The organism is Nocardia sp. Root136 (genome assembly GCF_001427185.1).
GTDB classification, from domain to species: domain Bacteria; phylum Actinomycetota; class Actinomycetes; order Mycobacteriales; family Mycobacteriaceae; genus Nocardia; species Nocardia salmonicida.
This window is the reverse complement of record NZ_LMFE01000004.1, coordinates 219,373-238,300: the sequence shown is the minus strand read 5'-3', so window position 1 is coordinate 238,300 and position 18,928 is coordinate 219,373. Positions and strand designations below refer to the sequence as shown.

Below are 18,928 nucleotides of genomic sequence, written 5' to 3'. Positions count from 1 at the left end.
AAGACCGAACGCACCCAGCTCGACGGCACCGGCAACGTCAAGGGCACCGGCGACTTCACCGACTGGGACATCCAGGCCGTGTACCGCGCCGTCGGCTATCGCTCCGAAGACATCGCAGACATCCCGTTCGACGACCGCACCGGCACCGTTCCCCACGAAGCCGGGCGGGTGCTGATCGACCCGAACGCGCGCGACGAGGCGCGATACCTCGACGGGGTGTATGTCACCGGATGGATCAAACGTGGCCCCGTCGGCCTCATCGGCCACACCAAGGGTGACGCGAGCGAAACAATCGCCTGCCTGCTCGCCGATCGCGCCCGCCTGACACCCGCGCCCCGACCGCGCCCCGACGCGGTGACCGAATTTCTCACCGCCGCGGGCATTCCCTTCACCACGTGGGAGGGCTGGTACCGACTGGACGCCCACGAACGCGCGCTGGGCGAAACCGAAGGCCGGGAGCGGATCAAGGTCGTCGAACGCGCGGACATGCTGCACGCCAGCCTGGCCCGGTGAGGAAGAGCTCGTGACATCACCGACCGAACCGCAGATCAGGACGGCGCTCGCCGGAGTCGACGATCCCGAGATCGGCCGTCCCATCACCGAATTGAATATGGTCGAGGCCATCGACATCGACGCACAGGGGCGCGTGGCCGTGCGCATCCTGCTGACCGTCGCGGGCTGCCCCCTCCGGACGACCATCGATAACGACATCCGCGCGGCGGTGACCGCTGTGCCCGGCGTCGCCGATATTGCCGTCGACTTCGGGGTGATGACCGAGCAACAGCGCCGTGACCTGCGCATCCAACTCCGCGGGCCGGACTCTGAGAGCATTTCCGCGCTGGCGCAACCGGATTCACCGACCCGCGTATATTGCGTGGTCTCGGGTAAAGGTGGCGTCGGAAAGTCGAGTGTCACCGTCAACCTGGCGGTCGCGCTGGCCCGACGCGGGTTGCGTGTCGGCATCATGGACGCCGACGTCCACGGCCACTCGGTACCCGCGATGCTCGGCATCACCACCGCGCCCACCCTGGTCGAGGGAATGATGATGCCGCCCACAGCTTTCGGAGTGCGCGTCATCTCTATCGGCATGTTCGTGGAGGACAATGCCCCCGTCGTCTGGCGCGGGCCGATGCTGCACCGCGCGTTGCAGCAGTTCGTCAACGACGTGTACTGGGGCGAACTCGATATCCTGCTGATCGACATGCCGCCCGGCACCGGCGACGTCGCCATCTCCCTGGCGCAGTTGCTGCCCACCGCGCAACTGCTCGTCGTCACCACCCCGCAACGCACCGCGGCCCGCATCGCCGAACGCGCGGGCGCCGTCGCCGCGCAGACCGGTCAGCGAGTCGCGGGCATCATCGAGAACATGTCCTGGTACGACAGCCCCGACGGCACCCGGCATACGCTCTTCGGCGCGGGCGGCGCCACCGCGGTGAGCCGCGCGCTGAGCGGCCTGCTCGACACGTACTGCCCGGTCATCGGCCGGATCCCGTTCGATCCGGCGGTCTGTGCGGCGGGCGATCATGGCACCGCGTTCGTCGACAGCGACCCCCATTGCGCGCCTGCCAGGGCCATCGCGGAGATCGCGGCAACCATCGCGCCGATCGTGCGTCGCCCGCTGTCGGTGACGCCGATCAGTCCGGTCACAGCCTGAGTTCGACGCGAAATAGTGCGTGAGCGGAGCTGACGGCTCTAGTCTGTTATGGCTACGCACTGTGGAGGTTGGATCAAATGACGGTCGAGATCGTGACCGAGCCGGCGCCGGAAAGCCTGTGGTCCGGATCGGGCCGGGCGACCGGAACACCGCCGACGTCGATGATCGAGCGGATGACGCTCATTCTGGACGCGTTCGACTCCGCCACCCCCACCCTGACGCTGCTCGGGCTCGCCGAACGCACCGGGCTGCCGCGCTCGACCGTGCATCGCATCCTCGACCAGATGATCCGGCTGCGCTGGCTCGCGCACACACCCGGCGGCTACCGGCTGGGTCTGCGGGTGCTCGAACTCGGCGGGCTCGCGGCCGAGCAGAACGAACTGCGCGAGGTGGTGGGGCCACTGCTTTACGAACTCAGTCAGCGCACCGGGCTGGTCGGCCACCTCGCGGTGCTGGACGGGCGCGAGGTCTTGTTCCTCGATCGTTCGGGTGGCCGGGGCGGGGTGGTCATCCCGACCCGCGTCGGGGGCAGGCTGCCCGCGCATTCCACGGCGGTCGGCAAGGCGCTGCTGGCCACGCTGGAGCCCGGCATCGCGGAAGCCTCACTGCGCGGCAACGCCGTGGCGCGGACCGCGCGCACGATCGTCGACCGAGCCGAACTGCACCGCGAACTCGCCCGCATCCGCAATCGTCAGGGCGTGGCCGTCGACACCGAGGAATCGCTCCCGGGCGTCGGCTGCGTGGCGGTGCCGATCCGCGGCCGTAGCGTCGCGGTGGCGGCGATCTCGCTGTCGGGGACGGTCAAGGGCGAGCGCACGGCACTCGACACCGCACGGCTGGCTCGCGCGCTCGCCGAGGTGGCCAAGGAAGCCTCACGCACCCTGGCCCCCCGGCACCCGCACTAGGACTCGCGCCGCGCGATCGCCCGACCGGCCGCGCGACCGGAGAAGATGCACCCGCCGAGGAACGTGCCCTCCAGCGCGTTGTAACCGTGCACGCCGCCGCCGCCGAATCCGGCGACCTCACCGGCGGAGTACAGACCGGGGAACACCGAGCCGTCCGGGCGAAGCACCTGCGAATCCAGGTCGGTCTGCAGTCCGCCCAGGGTCTTGCGGGTCAGCACATTGAGGCGTACCGCGATCAGCGGGCCGTGGGCGGGATCGAGAATGCGGTGCGGTTTGACGACGCGGACCTTGTCGCCGAGGAACTTGCGGGCGTTGTTGATCGCGATCACCTGCGCGTCCTTGGAGAACGAGTTCGCGACTTCGCGGTCCCGGCCCACGATCTGGTGTTCGAGGGTGGCGACGTCGAGCTTGGGCCCGCGCGCGATCTCGTTCATGCCGTCGACGAGCTCGGCCAGCGAATCGGCGACCACGAAGTCGACACCGTGCTGCTTGAAGGCTTCCACCGGGCCCGGCGCGCCCTTGGCGAGCCTGCTGCGCACGGTGAACTTCAAGTCCTTGCCGGTGATGTCGGGATTCTGTTCCGAACCCGACAGCGCGAACTCCTTCTCGATGATCGACTGGTTCAGGACGAACCACGAGTAGTCGTAGCCGGTCGACAGGATCTGGCGCATGGTCTCGTTGGTGTCGAAACCGGGGAAACACGGTGCGGGCATCCGGTTTCCGTTCGCGTCGAACCACAGCGACGACGGGCCGGGAATGATGCGAATGGCGTGGTCGGGCCAGATCGGATCCCAGTTGTTGATGCCTTCGGTGTAGTGCCACATCCGGTCGCGGTTGACCAGCGCCGCGCCCGCCTGCTCGGAGATGGCGAGCATCCGGCCGTCCACGTAGGCGGGGACACCGGAGATCATGGTCTCCGGGCACGGACCGAGACGTTCGGTGGGCCAGTTGCGGCGGATGAGGTCGTGGGCATGACCGATGCCGCCCGAACTCACCAGAACCGCCGGCGCCGCGAAGCTGAACTCGCCCACCACATCTCGGTTCGACGCCTGGCCTCGGTCGGTGTCGGAGGGTGCGAGAACACTGCCGCTGACTCCGGTCACGGCGCCGTCTTCGACGATCAGCTCGTCGACGCGGTGCCGGAAGGCGAAGCGCACCAATCCTTTCGCCTCGCCGGCCAGGACCGGATCCCGGAAGACGCGAAGCACCTCGGGTCCGGTGCCCCAGGTGAGGTGGAACCGTGGCACCGAGTTGCCGTGTCCGCCGGCGAGACCGCCGCCCCGCTCGGCCCAGCCGACCAGCGGGGTGAAGCGCAAACCCAAGGCGTGCAGGTAATCTCGCTTCTCGTCGGTGGCGAAGCGCACGTAGGCCTTCGCCCACTCGCGGCCCATCCGATCCTCGTCCTCGCGGTCGAAACCGGCCGAACCCAGCCAATCCTGCAGTGCCAGTTCGTAAGAGTCCTTGATGCCCATCCTGCGCTGTTCCGGGCTGTCGACAACGAACAACCCACCCAGCGACCAGAATGCCTGCCCGCCGAGATTGGCGCGGTTCTCCTGATCGAGGACCAGTACCTTGCGTCCGGCGAGCACCAATTCGTGGGTGGCGACCAGGCCCGCCAGTCCGGCGCCGACGACAATCGCGTCGGGGGTGAAATCTTCGGTGGGCTCAGACGCTGTGCTCGGCATGCCTGGAACGTAGCATTGGTTCGTCGGCGGGCGGGGAAAAGTCCTGGAAAACACCCTGACCAGCGATATTCCATTCGATGAAAGGCTCGACAAGTTCATGAACGTCCGAACCCGTACCGGCGCTGCCGTCCTCACCCTCGCCGTCGTGGCCGGCCTCGGCGCCACGTCCTGCTCGAAGACGCGCTGGTGTGAGCGCGATCAGGGCGACGTTCTCGTCGCGGACTCCTATTGCGAACGTGGTGTCGCGGGCTACGAGTGGGAGCCCGACCACGACAAGCCGAAGTACAAGAAGAAGCCCAAGAAGCACTGAGAATCGGCAGCGGTGTTGTGCCGCAGGCGATCCGAGATATAACCGTGGCGCAGCCGATGCCGATTTCGCGCCATGAAGATGCAGGTCAGCGGGTATTCCACCACTGAGCACGCCGAATGCTGTTGGGGCAGGAGGCGAATCGCTCTTTCTCTATTTCTCACAACGGCGTGAGTGGGTGGGCACGATGACCAATCGGAAGGCAATTCGTATCGTCGCGAGGCAGACAGCGCGAGCGCTGTCGGTGTTGCTACTGGCTGCGGGAATCGGGACGGCGATGTCCCCGGGATTGACAGCGTGGGCGCAGAATTGCGCCACGCTCGATATCGTTGTCGCCCGCGGCACACAGGAACCCGGCTATCTGGGAGCCGTGATCGGCGACCCGCTCTACGCTGCCCTGAGCGCGCAACTACCGGTGGATACGACCGCCCATCGCGTCGAGTACCCAGCCGACCTGCTGGTCCCGACCTCGATGATCGACGGCACCCGGGCGATGACCAGCCATGTGATCGACCAGGCCGCTGCCTGTCCCGATCAGCGCTTCGTCCTCGTCGGCTACTCCCAGGGCGCGGTGGTCGCCCACGGCGCTCTCGGCTCCGTGTGGCTGCCCGGTGCGTGGGTACTGCCCCCCGAGCTGTCCTCGCGCGTCGTCGCGGTTCTGCTGTTCGGCGATCCACTGCGACTCGTCGGCGTGCCGGTCGCACCGCTGTACGCCGACCGCACCGCGAACTATTGCGCCGCAGGCGATCCGGTGTGCGCGGGCGGGATCTTCCCGGCCGCACACGGCAGATACGAGTGGGCGTTCGCGGCCGCGGCCGGACAGGTGAACGCGCGGTTGTGAGCCGCCTCAGGCGGCGGGCATGACCCCGGACAGGACAGCGCCGATCTGCGCCACCGCGCGATCGGCGCTTCCTGTCGGCTGGAAGAGGTGACTCAAGGTGAGCCGGACCATGATCTCCACGATCGAGATCAGCTCGTCGTCGGTCATGGCGGCGAATTCGTACTGCTCGCGCACCGTGGCGGTGAGTGCGGCCACCGCCCGGCCGAGTACCGGTTCGGGGTCGCTCACCAGGGCGGGCAGCAGGGCGGTGTCGCCGTCCTGGCGAGCCGAGAGCACGGCCTTGATCAGGGTGTTGTCGCCTGCGGTGCGCAGCGTGTACTCGGCGGCCGCTGTCATGCCCGCGAGTGGGTCGGCCGGGTGTTCGGCCAGCGTCTCGGCGATCCCGGTCAGGTAGATGCCGGTCTCGCGCTCGATGAGGGCATCCGCGAGTGCCTGCTTGGTGCCGATCTCCTTGTAGAGGACCGGCCTGCTGATGCCGACCTCCTTGGCTACCCGCGACATGTTGACCGCGCCCCAGCCCTCGGTGACGACCATCGTGCGCGCCGCGTCGATCATCCGGTCGCGCAGCAGTTGGCGCATTTCTGCCTGAAAGTTCGGTGGTTCGGCCACGTGATCATCGTACATGTGTTCGCCGATGTGCTCGATCGTTGACAATTCGGCTCATTGTGTATCCAATGAGAACACTATGAGCTAATGTGTAAACGAAGGCGACTTCGAGCGAGTAGGTGTCCGGAGTCTCGGTGATCAGGAGAATGACAATGACGACATCTCGAATCGGCGACCACGAAGCATCCGCCGCACCGCCGCACTGGCGAGATCCCAAGCGCTACCTGTGGCTGTTCGGCCTCATCGCGCCCAGCGCGACGGTGCTGGCCTGCGGTTTCGTGTGGGTCTTCAATCAGCTGGGCTGGCAGGTCGTCGCGCCCGTGTGGTGGTGGCTCGGGCCGATCCTGTTGTACGTCCTGCTACCGATCCTGGACCGGTTCTTCGGGCCCGACGGCGAGAACCCGCCCGAGGAGGTGATGGAGCAGCTGGAGAACGACAAGTACTACCGCTACTGCACCTACGCCTACATCCCGCTGCAGCTGTTCAGCCTGGTGCTCGCCTGTTATCTGTGGACCGCGGACAGTCTGTCCTGGCTCGGCATCGACGGCGGACTCGGCCTGATCTCCAAGATCGGCCTGGCCTTCACCATCGGCGCGATGGGCGGCATCGGCATCAACACCGCGCACGAACTCGGCCACAAGAAGGACGAACTCGAGCGGTGGCTGTCGAAGATCACCCTGGCCCAGACCCTGTACGGACACTTCTACATCGAGCACAACCGCGGCCATCACGTGCGTGTCGCGACGCCGGAGGATCCGGCCAGTGCCCGGTTCGGCGAGTCGTTCTGGACCTTCCTGCCACGCAGCGTGTGGGGCAGCCTGAAGTCCTCGTGGGAGCTGGAAAGCGCACGTCTGCGGCGGCTCGACAAGAGCCCGTTCTCGCTGCGCAACGACGTGCTCAACGCCTGGCTCATGTCGGTCGTGCTGTGGGTGGCGCTGGTCGCGGTGTTCGGTCCGTCGATTCTGCCGTTCCTGCTGATCCAGGCGATCTACGGGTTCTCCCTGCTGGAGACCGTGAACTACCTCGAGCACTACGGTCTGCTGCGACAGAAGACCGCCTCGGGCCGCTACGAGCGCTGCACCCCCGAGCACAGCTGGAACTCCGACCACATCGTCACCAATATTTTTCTCTACCACCTGCAGCGCCACAGCGACCACCACGCCAACCCCACTCGCCGGTACCAGATCCTGCGAAGCATGGACGGCGCGCCCGAGCTGCCGAGCGGCTACGCGAGCCTGATCGGCTTGGCGTACGTGACTCCGTTGTGGCGCAAGGTGATGGACCATCGCGTCCTCGCCCACTACAGCGGCGACATCACTCGGGTGAATATCCAGCCCGGCAAGCGGGCGAAGGTCCTGGCGAAGTACGGAGTGAACTGACGGCCTAGGTGGCTAGCGCCCGTCCTTCTTTGCTTGGCGCCGTGCCCCCGCGGCGATGCTCGAGGCCTCGTATTTCTTTCGGCCGGAGGACTCGCGGGTGGCATCGGTGCGCGTCTTCCCCGCGGAGCGCACCTTCCCGTCGCCGGTGTCGATGTCGCTGAACGATGGCGCGTCCTTGCGGGCACGGGCGAGTCTCTCGGCCTTCAACGTGCGGGCGGTTCGCTTCGAGGCCTTGGCCAACTGGCGGCTCACCCTGCCGAGTGCGCTTTCGAAGACTTCCGCCTTGCCCGCGTTGTGGGTGTTCGCCGCTTTTCCGGAGCCGCGCGCGCCTTTGGCTTCTACCTTCGCCGCGCCGGATTGGCGATACAACTTGACGAATTTGTTGCGCGCACGTCGCACACGAGTGTGCAACCGGATCAGCGCCTCTTCGTCGAGTTCGACCATTTGCGCTTTCTTTGTACTGCGAATCAGGACGTACTCATCTTCGGACAAGGAGTTCAGCAACTTCGACATGTCGACTCCGATCTACCCGAGGGTCACCGTAGGAAATGAGTGTAGTCCTGTTGATCCGTGGGCTATCGCGGTCAGGAGTTGGCCGCGTTGGGTTCTAGCGTGGGATTTATGGGACTTCGACAGGGTGAAATGCGGATTGTCGTCACTACGCCGATGGGGCATGTGGGTGCTCGGGTGGTGCAGTTGTTGGTGCAAGCGGGGGTTCGGCCGACGCTGCTGATGCGCGATCCCGGGCGGCTCGATCCCGCGATGCGGGGATCGGTCGATGTCGCGCAGGTCGATCAGGGGGACGCGGATGCGGTGGTGCGTGCTACCGAAGGCGCTGATCGGTTGTTCTGGGTCGACCCGCCTGCCCTCGTGGACGGTGATCCGGTGGCGGGATACGCGCGGATGGGAGCTTCGGCGGCGCGCGCTGTCGTGGAGAACGGGATCGAGGCGACGGTGTTTCTCAGCAGCGGGGGCGCGGAGAAGCGGGGTGGGGCCGGCGAGATCGACGGGTTGGCGCGAACCGAGGAATTGCTCGACGCGACCGGCGCGAATGTGACCCACCTGCGATGCGGCTATTTCTTCACCAACCTGCTGACCCAGCTCGACGAGATCCGGGCAGGCACGCTGTCCACACCGTGGCCGTTGGACCATGCGATGGCATGGGTGGACCCGCGCGACATCGGTGAGGTCGCTGCCGCCCGGCTCCTGTCCGACGCGTGGTCGGGGCGTGTCGTCCAGGGGGTGCACGGACCGCGGGATCTGACTTTCACCGAGGTCGCCGAGATTCTCGGTCGGCAGCTGGGGCATGCGGTCACCCCGATCCGCCTCGCCGACGACGAGTTCCGCGACGCACTGCGATCGGCCGGGCTCGGGCAGGGGCAGATCGACGGCATCGCGGGGATGTCTGCGGGACTGAGTTCCGGTTTCGTCCCCGAGAACCCGCGCACAGTGCTCACCACCACGCCGACAACTCTCGCGGCCTGGGCGAGCACCTCCCTGCGATGAACAGAACCGGCCGGTCACGACAAGCGTCGTGACCGGCCGGGCGTTCAGTGTTGTGTCACCAGTGCACGCCGGGAAGCACCCGGCTCATCCGGGCCGCGGACTGCGGCATCACCATCAGTGGCGCCAGGACCGGGCCGAGCACGGTGAGGGCGTTGCGTGTCGGTTCGGCGGGCTCGGTGACCACCTGCGGAGTCGACTTGCCTTGTGCCGCGGTGGATTCACCGAAGAAGCGGAAGCCGGTGTGCAGGATCGTGCGCTTGAGCGACGGGAGGAACATCTCGACCGCCTGGGCGAAGGTGCCCACGGGGGTGTCGATGCGATCGGGGCGTTCCAGCAGCGCACGGACCACGATCTCGGCTGCCCGGTCCGGGTCCGGCAGCGGCAGGGATCGGTAGATCTCGGTCGGAGCGATCATCGGGGTACGGACCAGTGGCATCCGGATAGAGGTGAAAGTGACTCCGTCGCCTTGGTTTTCGACCGCGGCGATATCGCTGAAGTTGTCCAGCGCGGACTTGCTCGCCGCGTAGGCGGCGAAGCGGGGGACCTTGGTCTGCACAGCGATGGAGGAGATGTTGACGATATGGCCGAAGTGGCGTTCGCGCATCGAAGGGAGCAACCCCAGGATGAGGCGGACGGCACCGAAGTAGTTGACCGCCATGGTGCGTTCGAAGTCGTGCATGCGGTCCACCGAGTTGGCCACCGAGCGGCGGATGGAGCGGCCCGCGTTGTTGATCAGGTAGTCGACGTGGTGGTGTTCGGTCAGCACGGTCTTCACGAGCAGGTCGACGGCCTCCGCATCGGTGATGTCGCAGGGGTAGGCGAAGGCGGTGCCGCCCTCGGCCTGCACGGATTCCGCTGCGGCCGTGAGGTCTTCGACGCCACGGGCGATCATCAGCACGATCGCGCCACGGCGGGCGACGGCATGGGCGGTGGCCAGGCCGATCCCCGAGGACGCCCCGGTGATCAGCACCGTGCGCCCCGAGAGCGGATGCGCGTCGGCGGCGGGACGACCACGGTGCGGGTCCAGGTTGGTGCGCCAGAAGTCCCAGAGGCGCTCGGCGTAGGTATCGAACGCGGGCACGGTGAGCCCGGGCAGCTGGGCCCGGGTGGAGTCGGCGACGAATTCGGCGGTGAAACCGACATGCGGCGCGACCGCGGCCGGGATGCCCGCCTGCTCGAACAGGAAGTCGCGCACCGCGTTGGCGCCGGGGACGTGGCCGAGCCCGTTCAACGCACGGGCGCTGCCGGGCACGGTGCCGATCCCGACGGGACCGCCCGCTGCGGTGGCCAGGGCGCGGTAGATCTCCCCGAACGGCTGCGGACGGGGGTTGACCAGGTGGAACGTGCGCCCGTCCAGACCCTCGCGCCGTACCAGCCGCACCATCGCCTCGGAGACGTAATCGACCGGCACCACGTTGGTCGCGCCCAGGTCGGGTAGCGGCAACGGGAGTTCGGACGGCAGGGTGGACAGCGTCGAGATAGCGGAGAAGAAGTAGTAGGGGCCGTCGATCTTGTCCATCTCGCCGGTCCGTGAATCACCGACCACGATCGCCGGGCGATACACCCGCCAGCGCAGGTCGGTGGCCTCGCGAACGAGCTTCTCGGCCGCGAACTTGGTGCGGTGATACGGCGAGGTCAGGTTCTGGCCGAGGTCGAAATCCTCCTCGAAGAACTTGCCGCGGTGATCGCCCGCCACCGCCACCGACGACACATGGTGCAGGGTGGCATCGAGGCTGCGAGCCAACTCGATCACCGAACGAGTGCCCGCGACATTGGCCGCGTGGGCGGTCTCCTCGTCGGCGGTCATGTCGTAGACCGCGCCCAGATGCAGCACGTGATCGGCACGCGGCGCTCCGTCGCCGAGACCGAGGCCCTCGGCGGTCAGGTCTCCGACCAGCGCGAACACGCGATCACTGTCGGGATTTTCCGCATTGTGCACGGTGAACTTGGTCAGGGACTCGGCGCGCACCAGTACGTGCACGATCGCGGTGGGGTCGGCTGCGAGCAGCCCCCGCACCACACGCCGACCCAGAAATCCGGTACCGCCTGTCACGATGTAGGAAACCATCGCTCCTCCTGAAAATCTCGAAACACGGTGTCGCGCAACAGTGATCGGCATGCGGCGGTGAATGCGAAATCAACGGTTGAGGTCCAGCAGCAAAAGTGGCTGGAGAGAAACCGGGCACATCGTCGTCCCGGCTACGCCTACCGTACTTGCCAGTAACCTAGACGAGCAAGCGAAGGACGTGATATCACCGTGTGGGAATTGTCACCTGTCGTCGCAGGTCAAAGGGTATGTGTGACAGATATTTTCAGTAACTGACAGTTTCAGACAACTTGTCGCTACCCTACGGCCGGTCTGCCAGGACGTCATCGACGGTGCCCGCGATCCTGGCACGGAACACCTCGGGCGCGAAGGTGGTGGCGTGCTCGCGGATCTTGGCGGGATCGTAGGCCGTCGAACGGAATTCGCGCATGACCTCGGCCAGCGCCGCGACGACATCCTCATCGGAGCCCGCCGGGACGTATTCGCCGGTGACGCCGGGGCGCACCGTGTCGAGGGCGCCGCCCGCACCGACCGCGAGCACAGGCGTGCCGCAGGCCATCGCCTCCACCGGGACGATGCCGAAGTCCTCGATGCCCGGCATCAGCACGGCCTGGCAGCGCCGGTACATGTCCTGCAGCATCGCGCCGGAGGTGGCCCCGAGGAAGGTCGTCTCCGATCCGGCGATCTCGTCGAGCTGGGCGCGGAAGCGGCCCTCGCCGAGGACCACCAGGCGAACCCCGGTCCGTTGCGCGGCGCGAATGGCGAGGTCGGCGCGCTTGTACGGCACCAGCCTGCCCGCGCACAGGAAGAAGTCCTCGCGCCCCACCGAGGGGTCGGGGGTGAAGTGGCTGACCTGCACGGGCGGATTGACCACCGAGGCGGGCAGGCCCCACCAGTCGGTGACGCGTTCGGCGACCGCGTGCGAGTTGGCGATGACGTGCGTCAGCCGCGGCGCGGCCCGCAGTTCGCCGCGTCGAGCCAGCGTGCCCAGCGCACCGAGGGCGAGTTGGCCGACCCGGCCGCCGGCCTCCTGTGCGCGGAACTCGCGATCCCAGGCCCAGCGGGCGGGGGAGTGCACGTAGGCGATGACGGGCGCGTCGGTGGCCAGGGCGGCCTGGGTGGCGAACGCGTGATGGCTGATCACGACGACATCGAAGTCGCGCAACGGCAGGCGACGCAGCGCCCGGGGGACCAGCGGCAGCAGGGGAGCGTGTCTGCCGCCGGTGTAGGTGTGCGCCTTGCTCAGCCAGGTGTCGTGGACGGTGCGCACCGGCTCGCGTAGGCCGCCCGGTGCGACGATCGGCGCGAAAACCTCGGCATCGGGCCAGGTTTCGACGAACTCGCCGACAACGGCCTCGGAGCCGCCGAACTCGGTGAAACGTTCGTGGACGATGGCGACACGGGTCATCGGAGGGTGCTCGCTTCGATCTGTCGGGGCGCCGCGGTGCGACGCAGTGCTGGGGCGACGGGACGGCCGCGCAAGAGCCCGTCGACGGAGCCGCGCTCGATTGCCCGGCGATAGACCTCGGCCGCCTCGGCGCAGGCCGCGACGGTCGTGGCGATCGCCTGCGAGTCGTGGGCGGCGGAGGTGACGAACGACTGGCCGAGTACGCCGCGGGTCAGCAGTTCCTGGAGGAACAGGGTCCGAAATGCTTGCGAGGGAGCGCCTTCGGCGTCCAGGGTGCGGTAGATGAGGCACGACGGCCTGCCTCGCACCTGGAGGAAATCGGCGATGCCGAGGTCGGCGGCGATCGAGTTGACGCCGTCGGAGAGGGCACGGCCCGCCTGTTCCATCCGCCCGACGGGGTCCTCGGTGCGGTAGGCGTGCACCACGGCGCGGAACGCGGCCAGCGAGGACGTTTCCGGACCGTGCGTCGTCGAGAGCAGGAAGACGCGATCCTCCTCGGTGCGCAGCCCGCCCCGTTCCATGTACTCGCGCTTGCCCGCGAGCGCGGAGATCGGGAAGCCGTTACCCATCGCCTTGCCCCAGCACGACAGGTCGGGGGTCACGCCGTAGACAGCTTGGGCGCCGCCGGCCGACCAGCGGAAGCCGGTGATCATCTCATCGAACACGAGCAGTGTGCCGTACCGATCACACAGTGCGCGAACACCTTCCAGGTAGCCCGGAAGTGGTTCGGCCATCGCGGTCGCGGCCTCGAGGAACACCGCGGCCACGCGGCCGTCCGCCAGTGTCGCCGCGAGGTCGTCGAGATCGTTGTACGCGAACTTCACGACGTCGACGGCGGGGATGCCGCCTGCCATCTCGGTGGTGCCGATGAACCAGTCGTCGACGGAGAAGAACGGTTGATCGCAGACGGCGATGGTGGTGCGGCCGGTCACCGCTCTGGCCAGGCGGACCGCGGCGGTGGTGGCGTCGGAGCCGTTCTTGGCGAATTTCACCATGTCGGCCCCTGGCACGAGCGACAGGAAGTCCTGCGCGGCGAGCAGTTCCAGTTCGGTGGGCCTGCTGAAGCTCACGCCGTCGGCGATGACCTGCGACACCGCGGCGAGCACCGGTGCGTAGCCGTGGCCCAGCGTCACCGCGCGCAGGCCCATCCCGTACTCGACGTATCGATTGCCATCGGCATCCCAGACGTGAGCGCCGTCGCCGCGCACCAGGATGGGCGCCATGAACTCGGGATATTGGTCGGCGCCGCGGGCGTAGGTGTGCGCGCCGCCGGGAACCAGGTCGTGTAGGCGCGCTTGCAGCTCGTTACTGCGATCGAAACCGTGGTGGGCTGTCATGACCGTTCCTCTCCGGCGCCGCCGACGCACGCCGCGGTGGTACGCGCGGTGCTGAACGCCCACAGCTCGTGATCGGTGAGTTCGCCGTCGACACCGCGATAGCGGTGCATGGTGCCCTCGTGGCGCAGACCGGCGTCGAGAGCGACCGCCGCGCCCGCTCGGTCGGCCGACGGTACGGCCAGCGCCACCCGCCAGATACCGAGCCGCTCGGTGGCGTGCCCGATCAGCAGACGTAACGCGCCGACCGCGACCTCCGGGGCTGCCTGCGGGGAAACCCACACGGCGGCACGGACATTGCGATCGAACATATCCTGCTCGAAGAGGCGACACTCGCCGACGTATCGGCCCGCTTCCTCGACGACCAGGACGACGCCGTGCTTGCCGCGAAGCCCCCTCCGAGACGCTGCCCTGGCTCGCCACCACTCCCGCCGGGTGTGTAGCCGGGTCCAGTCCTCGAGTGGTGTCGCCGGGGCGAGAAGCGGCCGAGCGGCGATCCGGGCGGCGCGGCGCAGCCTGAAATCGCCACTGCGCCAGGGCCGTATCGTCACCGAACCGTGCTCCGCGCGCGCCGTTGCGGCGGTGGCGGTGCACATCGGGTCGGCCAGGTGCCGCATCTGGCCGAGGCAATACCGTATGCGGGCCCGCAGAATCGTGTACCGCGATACTGCGGCACCGGTCGACGAGCCGGTGGTGTCGGCAGGATCCTCGACAGCGGAGTGCGTCGCGAGATAGCCCTCCAGCCAGTCGGCGGCGAACCCGCCCGCGGGAGTCCGATCGCTGGTCACCGACCACAGTTCGTGATCGACGCGGCCGCTGCCGACATCGAAATATCCGGTCATGACCGCTTCCATCGTCCAGCGCTGCCGGACCGCGCGCCGCGCGCCGGCATTGGTGACCGCGATCGGCGCGGTGATCCGCTCCAGGCCCGCGGCGCCGAACCCGAAGTCGAGCAGCAGCGACCCGGCGAGCCCGCTGGCACCGCGTCGGGCGACCTCGGCGTCGACCCACACGCTGAGCTCGGCGGCGCCGGAGTCGATACCGACCAGCTCGAGCTGCCCGGCGAACCTGCCGTCGATCTCGAGCACCGTACTCACCCGTCGCCCGGCCTCGGCTTCGGCTCGGGCAGTGAGACATTCACGCACCCAGCGGGCCGCGGTATGCCGCTGCTCCCAGGTCGACGACGAACGAAACCAGAACGGTTCGAGGCAGGCGCGATCACGCAGGCGAATCCGTCGCCACTCGGCGAAATCGCCGAAAGCCGGTGGTCGCAGCCGGACCGTGACACCGCGCAGACGCACCGGTCCCAGGACCACCGAGGCATAGGACGAACTCATTGCCGTGGCCGTTGTTTGCCCATTGCCACGGTGCGCAGCGCCCCGTCGGTACCGACGGCCAACCGCCAGTAACCACCCCCGGGGTCCTTGAGGACGAGTCCGGCGTCGGAGTGATCGGATAACCAAGCGCCGCTGGACAATACGGCCGACCGGACCGATCCGTCGTTGCCCTGCGCCTGGAAGAGATCGGCGTCGCCGTGCCCGGCCCTGGTGATGACCGTGCCGGTGAAGCGCGAGGTACGCATCCCGCTGCGCCCGATCACCTGCCATCCGTCGGGGAACACCCCGGCGCGCAGGTCGTCGGCGGAACCGGAGATGAGATTGATCGCGGTGCCCTCCGCGCAGTCGGTGGGGTCGATGCGCAATTCGACGGCGGGACGGTCGGATTCCTGATCGAAGACCACATTCGCCAGATATGGCTGCCTGCAGTAAGCGAGATCGACCCCGACCGAACGGGCCGCCACCTTGCAATTGACCATGCCGAACTGGGCGGGTCCGCCCTTGCCTCGCGTCCCGACCGAGACCGCGATATCGGCGCCCTCGAACCAGATATTGGTGAGCCACCAATCGTTGGCCGCGCCGTCGACCATGAGATGGCGATCGGTGGTGCGAGGATCGCGATCGGAAACGAATTCCACGTTGGTCAAAGCCAATCCGGCATTGTGGTCGTTGCCGGTGCCGAGCACGCCGACGTAATTGCTCGTGAATTTCGATGAGGTGACGTAGTTCTGGATGCACTGGGTCTCCAGACCGACCCCGAAATTATTGATATCGCAGTTGATGAACGCGGTGCCACCGGTATTGCGATCCAGCACGACACCACGCTGGGCGAGGAAGCGAGGGTGGTTGTCGCTGAGATGATTTCCGCGGATCACGACACTGTCGAACGAACAGCGGAAGCATTCCGAGAGCACGAAACCGGTGGCGCGCGGCCCGGTGAGATAGAAGCCGATGCGGGCGAACCGAACCCGGTTGCGCTGCTCCAACCGGATCAGCGTTACATCCTCCTCACAGAACACGACGCTGGCGTCCCCACCGTCGCCGAGCACCGTGGCGTAGTCGGGCATCGCGGGCCACGACCGGACGCGGTAGGTGCCAGCGGGCAAGTACAACACCATCGGTCGATCCGTGGCCGCTACCGCCGCGGCGATAGCGGCGGTGTCGTCGGCCTTACCGTCGCCGACCGCCCCGAAATCACGGACGTTGCGCGCCGCGGGCGTATCGCTGACGTGCGGTGAGCGGAACTCGGCGCTCGGTTCCGGGTCGGCGGCACATGCCGCGGCCAGCGGCAGCACTGCCGCCGCACCGAAGGTGGCGGCGAGCAGACGCCGCCGCCCCACTGATTCCTCGTTCACAGGGGCAACCGTTCCAGGAACCGGGCCAGAGGAGCCGACGGTCTGCTGTACACCACCGCTCCGGTGAGTTTCGCGGCGCCGAGAGTCGCGAGCGCGCCGCGCAATCCGGGCGCGGACAGCGCACCGAGCTCGACGACGCCGAGGGTGGCATCGCACAGCGGCGCCACGCCGATCGCGTCCGCGGCGACGGTGACCGGGGCGGTCTCCACGATGACATGGTCGAAACGCGATGTCAGATCGGTGAGCAGGTCGGCGAAGCGTGCCGACACGAGCAGATCAGGGGTCAGCTGATCGGCCGCGCCGAGCGGCAGGAACGCGATCCCGGTCTCCGACCACGGCGTCAGCGCCTTGGCGGCGGGCAGGGTGCCGCGCAGCACCGCGGCCAGCCCCGGGCTGTCACTGGTGATGAACTCGGTGCTGCCGCCGCCACTGGTGTCGGCGTCGACCAGCGCCACGTGCTGTCCACTGTCGGACAACGAACGGGCGAGAGCCATCGCCACATCCGGCTCCGACCGCGTCGACAGGCTCGTCAACTGCACGGACTTCGCGGGGTCGTGCTGCAACAACCGGCTGCGCAACCGCCGCGTCTCGCCTGCGGCAGCGGGCAAGCCCGCTTCGATCACGCCCAGCACCGGAACGGGCAGCGCTGCCGCCACGGCATCCGGAGTCCGCAGCGAACGGTCGGTGCGCTCGCGCACCAGCGCCGCGCCGCCACCGAGGGCGAGACCGGCGATCAGGCCCAGCAGCACGATCCGGCCCGGCGGCGGTCCCAGCGGTGCGCTCGGCGCCTGCGCCCGGTCGACCACGGCGACCCGCGCGGCCGGTGCCGCGTCACGCTGGATGGACTCGAGTTCGTCGACGAGCTTGCGGAACTGCGCCACCGCCGCATCCGTGAGATCGCGGGCGCCGGCCGGTGTCGAATCCTGCACCGAGATCACGATGACCGAGGTCGCGGGCGGTGAACTGGCGGTGATCCGCGCGCGCATCTCCTCTGGGGTGACCTTCAATCCCTTCTCGTCGACCACGCGCGCCGCGACCGTCGTCGAGGCCGCCAGATCGAGGTAGGACCGCACGCGCTGCTGCGCGGCCAGGCCACCCTGATACGAGTCGTTCACCGAGGTGCCCGTCGCCATCGACACATACATCGAACTCGACGCCGCATAGGTGTTCGGCAGCGTCTGCGCGTAAGTCCACGCGGCCGCCGTGCACACCAGCACGACACCCACGATCAACAGCCACCGCTGTCGTACGATGCGCCAGATATCGATCAAACCCATCGCTGGGACTCCATTTCCCCTGATACCACACATGATTCGGTGCGCCGGAACTCCTCGACGACCAGGTACACCAGCCACGCCAGCACGGCGGTCTGTACGAATTTGCCGAGATTTTCCATGCTGCCGAGAATCCCGCGCTCGAACAGTGTCGAGGCACCGGTGATCGCCAAGCCGAGCACGACCACCGGAAACCACCGCGAATACAGCGAATACGACCAGGCCACCAGCAGCGCGAAGGTGAACACCGCGCTCACGACGACCCCGGTGTAACCGCCGAGCACGTAGCCCTCGTTGAAATTTCCCTCGGCGAGTGAGACCGTAACGGTGCTCATATCCACCGAGGCGCCGCGCACCTCGTTCGCCCACGCCGTCCCGGACTGGAACTTCTCGAGCCCCAGCAGCGGTGCGGGAATGAGGCTCAGGCTCGCGTGTTGGGCCACCTCGGCCGGTGTCAGCCAGCCGCCGGGACCGTAGAACAGCGCGTCGGTCGCGGCTTCGAGCAGATCGAACCGGCGCAGGATGCTCAGGAACGGTTGCACGTTCTCCGGATAGATCGAATCGACCGACGCCGCATCACGTGCCGCGGTGCCGGTGGACTTGAACGACTGCAGCCAGCCGAAGCCGATGACCCCGATCACACCGATACCCGCGACACCGAGAGCGGTGCGCCGGTTCCAGCCGATCATCGAGAACCGGATGGCCAGTGCCAGGGCAGCGCCCAGGATCGGGGTCTTGGACTGCACCACCGACGACCACCACAGCTCGCCGGCCAACAGCGCGCCGAGGATGACGACGCTGCGGCGCGGGTCGGGTGGTCGCAGGAAGATGATCAGGCCGATCGCGGCGATCGAGGCCGGGACCGCGAGGAACGCCAGCATCGGGTTGGCGCTGTCGACCTCGCCCGCGGTGCCCGCCGACCCGGACGCGGTGCCCGCCGCCCGCCCGAGCATGCCGAGCACGTACAGCGCGACCAGCGCGGGCACGAAATCCGGATCGTCGAGGGCGGCGGCGCGGCGCAGCGGCCTGCGATGTGACCAGATCGCGTAGGCGACAACCAGCGCCGCGTACACCCACAGTCCGAACACGACATGTTCCAATGCCAGCGCGATCCCCCGGTCGTAGCCGAGATCGGCCAGGCGCGGATCGGGCACATTGTCACCGAAGTGCGGTTCGGGCCGCACCGCGAGCAGCACCAACGGTCGAGCCACATACGACAGCGACCAGAACACGGCCTGCGCGATGAGGAACACTCGGGCGACGCCGGGCACCCAGAGGGCAGCGACCGCG

General features: G+C 67.7%; 16 protein-coding genes and 1 pseudogene. 7 read left to right on the top strand and 10 right to left on the bottom strand.

Going from position 1 to position 18,928, the window contains the following annotated elements; genetic code table 11:
• From ASD42_RS34770 to ASD42_RS16790, 3 genes and pseudogenes are all read left to right on the top strand, one after another.
• Positions 1–513, top strand: a pseudogene (locus ASD42_RS34770) (pyridine nucleotide-disulfide oxidoreductase); the annotation flags it as partial.
• Positions 514–523: 10 nt separating this feature from the next.
• Positions 524–1,654, top strand: a complete 1,131-nt coding sequence (locus ASD42_RS16795) for an Mrp/NBP35 family ATP-binding protein (protein WP_056817696.1) — start codon at positions 524–526, stop codon at positions 1,652–1,654.
• Between the two features lie 77 nt (positions 1,655–1,731).
• A complete protein-coding gene (locus tag ASD42_RS16790) occupies positions 1,732–2,559 on the top strand; it encodes an IclR family transcriptional regulator (RefSeq protein WP_056817695.1) in 828 nt (275 codons plus the stop codon).
• On the opposite strand, the gene ASD42_RS16785 is transcribed toward ASD42_RS16790, so the two are convergent.
• Positions 2,556–4,244: an FAD-binding dehydrogenase gene (locus ASD42_RS16785; RefSeq protein ID WP_056817694.1), complete on the bottom strand. Its 1,689-nt coding sequence runs from the start codon at positions 4,242–4,244 to the stop codon at positions 2,556–2,558. The two genes, ASD42_RS16790 and ASD42_RS16785, sit on opposite strands and share 4 nt — an antisense overlap.
• Positions 4,245–4,341: 97 nt before the next feature.
• On the opposite strand from ASD42_RS16785, the gene ASD42_RS16780 reads away from it, so the two are divergent.
• Together ASD42_RS16780 and ASD42_RS16775 are read left to right on the top strand one after the other, a co-directional pair.
• On the top strand, positions 4,342–4,554 hold the full coding sequence (locus ASD42_RS16780; protein WP_056817693.1) for a hypothetical protein: 213 nt from the start codon (positions 4,342–4,344) through the stop codon (positions 4,552–4,554).
• Positions 4,555–4,738: 184 nt separating this feature from the next.
• The gene (locus ASD42_RS16775; protein ID WP_056817737.1) at positions 4,739–5,392 is read left to right on the top strand and encodes a cutinase family protein; all 654 of its coding nucleotides are present in this window, start codon (positions 4,739–4,741) and stop codon (positions 5,390–5,392) included.
• A 6-nt stretch (positions 5,393–5,398) separates the two neighbouring features.
• Here the strand turns inward: ASD42_RS16775 and ASD42_RS16770 are convergent, their stop codons facing one another.
• The gene (locus ASD42_RS16770; RefSeq protein WP_063893664.1) at positions 5,399–6,001 is read right to left on the bottom strand and encodes a TetR family transcriptional regulator; all 603 of its coding nucleotides are present in this window, start codon (positions 5,999–6,001) and stop codon (positions 5,399–5,401) included.
• A gap of 149 nt (positions 6,002–6,150) precedes the next feature.
• On the opposite strand from ASD42_RS16770, the gene ASD42_RS16765 reads away from it, so the two are divergent.
• Positions 6,151–7,377 (top strand): alkane 1-monooxygenase, encoded by a 1,227-nt coding sequence (locus ASD42_RS16765; protein WP_056817691.1) that lies wholly within the window; start codon positions 6,151–6,153, stop codon positions 7,375–7,377.
• A gap of 12 nt (positions 7,378–7,389) precedes the next feature.
• On the opposite strand, the gene ASD42_RS16760 is transcribed toward ASD42_RS16765, so the two are convergent.
• Positions 7,390–7,890 carry a hypothetical protein gene (locus ASD42_RS16760; protein ID WP_056817689.1) on the bottom strand — a complete coding sequence of 167 codons (501 nt, stop codon included), beginning with the start codon at positions 7,888–7,890 and terminating at the stop codon, positions 7,390–7,392.
• A 108-nt stretch (positions 7,891–7,998) separates the two neighbouring features.
• Here ASD42_RS16760 and ASD42_RS16755 point away from each other — a divergent pair, with 108 nt between their 5' ends.
• Complete coding sequence (locus ASD42_RS16755) at positions 7,999–8,883, top strand: NmrA family NAD(P)-binding protein (protein ID WP_200950470.1); 885 nt, start codon at positions 7,999–8,001, stop codon at positions 8,881–8,883.
• 55 nt (positions 8,884–8,938) lie between these two features.
• Here the strand turns inward: ASD42_RS16755 and ASD42_RS16750 are convergent, their stop codons facing one another.
• The 7 genes from ASD42_RS16750 to ASD42_RS16720 all read right to left on the bottom strand — a co-directional run bounded on the left by ASD42_RS16750 (position 8,939) and on the right by ASD42_RS16720 (position 18,909).
• On the bottom strand, positions 8,939–10,951 hold the full coding sequence (locus tag ASD42_RS16750; protein ID WP_056817687.1) for an SDR family oxidoreductase: 2,013 nt from the start codon (positions 10,949–10,951) through the stop codon (positions 8,939–8,941).
• Positions 10,952–11,231: 280 nt separating this feature from the next.
• Positions 11,232–12,338 (bottom strand): glycosyltransferase, encoded by a 1,107-nt coding sequence (locus ASD42_RS16745; protein WP_056817685.1) that lies wholly within the window; start codon positions 12,336–12,338, stop codon positions 11,232–11,234.
• Positions 12,335–13,675 (bottom strand): glutamate-1-semialdehyde 2,1-aminomutase, encoded by a 1,341-nt coding sequence (locus ASD42_RS16740; RefSeq protein ID WP_056817684.1) that lies wholly within the window; start codon positions 13,673–13,675, stop codon positions 12,335–12,337. Before ASD42_RS16740 ends, ASD42_RS16745 begins: the two co-directional genes overlap by 4 nt.
• Positions 13,672–15,009: a GNAT family N-acetyltransferase gene (locus tag ASD42_RS16735; RefSeq protein ID WP_056817683.1), complete on the bottom strand. Its 1,338-nt coding sequence runs from the start codon at positions 15,007–15,009 to the stop codon at positions 13,672–13,674. The genes ASD42_RS16740 and ASD42_RS16735 overlap by 4 nt, the downstream gene beginning before the upstream one ends.
• Complete coding sequence (locus tag ASD42_RS16730; RefSeq protein ID WP_056817682.1) at positions 15,006–16,364, bottom strand: glycosyl hydrolase family 28-related protein; 1,359 nt, start codon at positions 16,362–16,364, stop codon at positions 15,006–15,008. Before ASD42_RS16730 ends, ASD42_RS16735 begins: the two co-directional genes overlap by 4 nt.
• Complete coding sequence (locus ASD42_RS16725) at positions 16,361–17,641, bottom strand: Wzz/FepE/Etk N-terminal domain-containing protein (protein WP_056817681.1); 1,281 nt, start codon at positions 17,639–17,641, stop codon at positions 16,361–16,363. The genes ASD42_RS16730 and ASD42_RS16725 overlap by 4 nt, the downstream gene beginning before the upstream one ends.
• Entirely contained in the window at positions 17,632–18,909 is a 1,278-nt protein-coding gene (locus ASD42_RS16720) for a hypothetical protein (RefSeq protein ID WP_131817269.1), read from the bottom strand. The genes ASD42_RS16725 and ASD42_RS16720 overlap by 10 nt, the downstream gene beginning before the upstream one ends.
• Positions 18,910–18,928: the final 19 nt, after the last annotated feature.